The following is a 3,972-nucleotide window of genomic DNA, read 5'->3' as shown; positions in this document are numbered from 1 at the left end:
TGCGGAATATTCTATCTGTGATTTATTTGCTAAATTAGTTGCTCAACCACGCAACTAACCATACACAATTCCGTTGGCAATAATTATGAAAAACTTGAGATACATAACCATCTTTCTGCTAATAACTATCTTGAGTTGCAGTAAAAAGACGAAACAAACTGAAAATAAAATTCAAAAAATAAATAACAGTACATTAGATTTCGAAAAAGTAAAGATTTTAGAAAAATTATATGTTAATGCGAGAAATGGGCTGAATTACAGAAAAAAACCTAATGGAATAATTTTAGGTAAATTACCTTATGGAGAAAAAGTTGAAATCATTGAATATACCGGAATAAAAGATGAAATTGCAGATGAAAACAGAATTATTAAAGGAGAATGGTTAGGGATTAAAAACTATAATGATGAAAAAACAAATAAAGTTTACGTGTTCAGTAGTTTTTTAGATATCGGGTCTAATATTAAATTAATAAAAAAAAATCTGTCTATAGTTCAGGGAATATACTCACCAAAATCAGAAGTATTTTTCTATGAAAGTGGAAAAGAAATGTTTGTAGATAGCCTTTTGAAATTCGAAATTATATCAAAAGATATTTTTAATCAATTAAAGAAAAAAAACATCGACTATATAAATCGAGATTCAACCAATGTTCACAGAAATAAAGACACTCTATTTATTAAACACCACAAGTTTATAGATAATAATATTGACAATGAAAGTCGAATAAATTTTAAATATATTGGAAGTATTGATTTTCTTAATAAATATGTCATTTTACGAAATCTGTGGGAGAATGAAGACTTCATACTAGTAGACAAGTCAACTGGTAAAATAGATTCAGAAAACGAAAAACTACTTCAATTAGCAAGAAAGAATGGAATGAATTTACTTGGGTTTCCAAGAATATCAATTAATAAAAAAAATATGATTAGTCTTAAAAATTCCAGCTTCACTCAACAAGCCGAATTAAATATTTTTAAAATAATTAAAAATTCAGAATTGCAGTTAGAATTAAGCCTATTATTTAAAACTTGGTCACCAAGTGAAAACGAAATATTTTGGATTTCAGATAATGAATTTATTGTAAAAGCTTTTCCTATAGATGTTATAAGTGAATATGAGTATGGAGAGCAAATAGACAGTGAAAACTATTTAAAAATAAAAATATTTAATTTATAACTTTATTATGTTTGACTGGTATCCAGTAGTTAGCAAAGAAGAAACTTTTTTTGAAGCAAATGAAGATTTACATTCTGACACTACTCGCAAATGAAACAGATTCTACATTTTTTTTATCGATTTTTATCACTACCAATTCTATTAATAATTGTTTCTTTATTAATTGGCTCATTGCAAAATGTATTTTACAAAGAAAAAGATGGTAACATCTTAATGTTTCTATCGATAATTGGTTTAGTTATAGTCGGATGGTTAATATTTATGGTATACGAACTTATTAAATTTCATAAAAAAAATTCTATAGGATTAAGGAATGTCAATATTGCTGTTCTATTTACTTATACTCTTTTAATTTATGGAATTTACTATTTGTTTTTCGCACAATACTTAATATACAGTGAAAAAAGTCCTGACAATAATTATAAACTAGAGGTTTATGGAGAATCAAGACTAAAACTGTTCTCAATTGCTGGAGACGGAAGTTCACGTATTATCCATTTAAAATTATACGATAAAAATGGAAAATTAATAAAAGAAAGCGATAAAGAATGTTTGACTTGGGGTTTTGAAAATAAAGTATATTGGAAATTAGAATCTCAATTAGTTAGTTTTACTAGCGAATGTTTTTTAAGCATTCCGAAAAAAAACAAGAAAAAATAACTATTGCCAACACCGTGTATAATTAATGGCTGGCTATCGCCTACTTACGAAAATCCTCGCAGATTTTCTATTCGGTTTTTATTTACTAAATTAGTTGCTTAAAACACGCCACTAATCATACACAAAACCGTTAGGCAACATAAAGAGGAACGACATTGACAGATAGAAAAACCAACTTCAAAACCATTTGGCAAAGAGCTAAAATTAGACCAATATTACTGCTTTTTGCATTTCAAGGAATTGCATTTGCACTATTATTGTTTCTTCCAATGGGATTAATGATGAATTCTTTAGGAGATAGCTTCCCATTTGTTGAAAACGTGGAAAAAATCCAATCTGATGGAGAAAAAGAAAATGCTGTCCTGACAAACATCAAAGGAATTAACAACATTACGATTAATGGAAATAATCCTCAAATCTTGACCTATGAATTTGATTTTAATGGACAAAAAACGGAATCAAAGTTTAGTGTATTTGAACCTGACAAAACTGATATTTTAAAAACTGGAGATATTATTCCAATTAAACATTTGAACGGACAATCAATCCCGACAGAATTTGAGCAATACACGTTTAATATGGATTTTATGTATTACATAGCTGGAGCTGTTCTGTTAATTGGACTAATTCTTTGCTATCTTCTATACTCACGAATAAATAAGGAAATCTTAATATATAAAACAGGCAGAATTATGGAGGGAAAAATAGTTTCAATAAGCCATAATAAAGGTTTCGCATTTTCGAAATTTGGTTCGTCAATGGATGTACATTATGAATATGGAAATAACGTTGCGAAATCAAGAACTAATAATTTTGCTTTGACAAATAATAAATCAATTGGAGATTCAATTAAAATTTTGGTTTCACAAGATGGAAACTCATCTTGTCTATATCCAGAATTGATTGCTAAAACTAATGGTTGGAGAGAAAATTACGTTGCCTAACAATGTGTATAATTAATTGCTTTTTTCTTCCCTACTTGCGAAAATTCCTGCGGAATTTTCACGGGTTCGTAAAAGTTTGCTAACTTAGTTGCTTAACCACGCAACTAACCATACACAAGACCGTTAGCCATTATTAGAAAAACGAAACTCACGAATGAATAATACACCAAGAAAAGTAAACTTTTCGACTATAATTAATATTTTGAAAAAGAAACCGATATCAATAATTTTTGGGTTTGGTTTCACTGTTTTTCCATTATTCATTGCTACAATTTTATTAATAATATTTTTATCACTTGGAAATGAAACACCAAAAGTTGATTATGAATTAATAAATACTAAAGGAAAACAAATTACAGCCCAAATAACAGATATTGATACACAGTATAATGTTACTATTAATGGCGTTCATCCAACAATTATATCATACAAATATTCAGAGAATGGAAAAGAAACTGAATCTAAATATAAAGTTCTTGAAGAAAGAAAAATAGAAAAATTAGAAATTGGAAACAGTATACAAATTAAAGAACTTAATGGAAATTCGATATTGAAAGACTTAAAACCATATGATTTTGAATCAGGTTTCTTATTACTATTTCCTATTCCATTTCTGGTTATTGGATTACCTTTTCTAATTTATTCAATTCGAAACTTGAAAAAAGAGGTCAAACTCTGCAAATTTGGAAAAGTGCTTAAAGGAAAAATCGTTTCTATGATACCAAAATCTGGACTTCCAATATCTAACGCTGGACAAGGGATTATTGTGCATTATGAATATCAAACATTGAGCGGAAACAAGATTATTGGAGAATCATTTACAACTGATTTTTCAATTATGAGCGACAAAAAAAAAGGTGATTTTGTTCCAATTTTCGTCTCGCCTGAAAATGAGAAAAAATCTTGTATTGTTCCTAAATTACAGTCATTGAGAAATAATTGGAATATTGAATTTGAATAAAATAACAATGGCTAACACCGTGTATAATTCATTGCTAGTTATAGCCTACTTACGAAAGTCCTCGCGGACTTTCTATCTGTGATTTATTTGCTAAATTTAGTGCTTAAACACGCAACGAAATCATACACAAACACGTTGTAAGTAATGCCGAAAAACCCAGAAACCAAGTGAATAAAACGATATTTGAAATTACCAAAATGGATTGTCCTTCAGAGGAAAATCTTATC

The 3,972-nt window shown here is 28.4% G+C and carries 4 protein-coding genes; all 4 read left to right on the top strand.

Going from position 1 to position 3,972, the window contains the following annotated elements:
* Positions 1 to 94: 94 nt before the first annotated feature.
* The 4 genes from HM984_RS17215 to HM984_RS17200 all read left to right on the top strand — a co-directional run bounded on the left by HM984_RS17215 (position 95) and on the right by HM984_RS17200 (position 3,745).
* The gene (locus tag HM984_RS17215; protein ID WP_179350084.1) at positions 95 to 1,180 is read left to right on the top strand and encodes an SH3 domain-containing protein; all 1,086 of its coding nucleotides are present in this window, start codon (positions 95 to 97) and stop codon (positions 1,178 to 1,180) included.
* A 90-nt stretch (positions 1,181 to 1,270) separates the two neighbouring features.
* Positions 1,271 to 1,840 carry a hypothetical protein gene (locus tag HM984_RS17210; RefSeq protein WP_179350083.1) on the top strand — a complete coding sequence of 190 codons (570 nt, stop codon included), beginning with the start codon at positions 1,271 to 1,273 and terminating at the stop codon, positions 1,838 to 1,840.
* 155 nt (positions 1,841 to 1,995) lie between these two features.
* Entirely contained in the window at positions 1,996 to 2,784 is a 789-nt protein-coding gene (locus tag HM984_RS17205) for a hypothetical protein (RefSeq protein ID WP_179350082.1), read from the top strand.
* Between the two features lie 154 nt (positions 2,785 to 2,938).
* Positions 2,939 to 3,745 carry a hypothetical protein gene (locus HM984_RS17200; RefSeq protein ID WP_179350081.1) on the top strand — a complete coding sequence of 269 codons (807 nt, stop codon included), beginning with the start codon at positions 2,939 to 2,941 and terminating at the stop codon, positions 3,743 to 3,745.
* The last annotated feature ends 227 nt before the right edge of the window (positions 3,746 to 3,972 follow it).

Origin of the sequence: Winogradskyella pacifica, assembly GCF_013403915.1 — a bacterium.
Classification (GTDB): Bacteria; Bacteroidota; Bacteroidia; order Flavobacteriales; family Flavobacteriaceae; genus Winogradskyella; species Winogradskyella pacifica.
This window is presented reverse-complemented; position numbering and strand designations above follow the sequence as displayed.

Bases quoted from the DNA above. Each gene is read 5' to 3' on its own strand.
- HM984_RS17210 (WP_179350083.1), top strand. From the start codon at position 1,271: ATGAAACAGATTCTACATTTTTTTTATCGATTTTTATCACTACCAATT.
- HM984_RS17200 (WP_179350081.1), top strand. From the start codon at position 2,939: ATGAATAATACACCAAGAAAAGTAAACTTTTCGACTATAATTAATATT.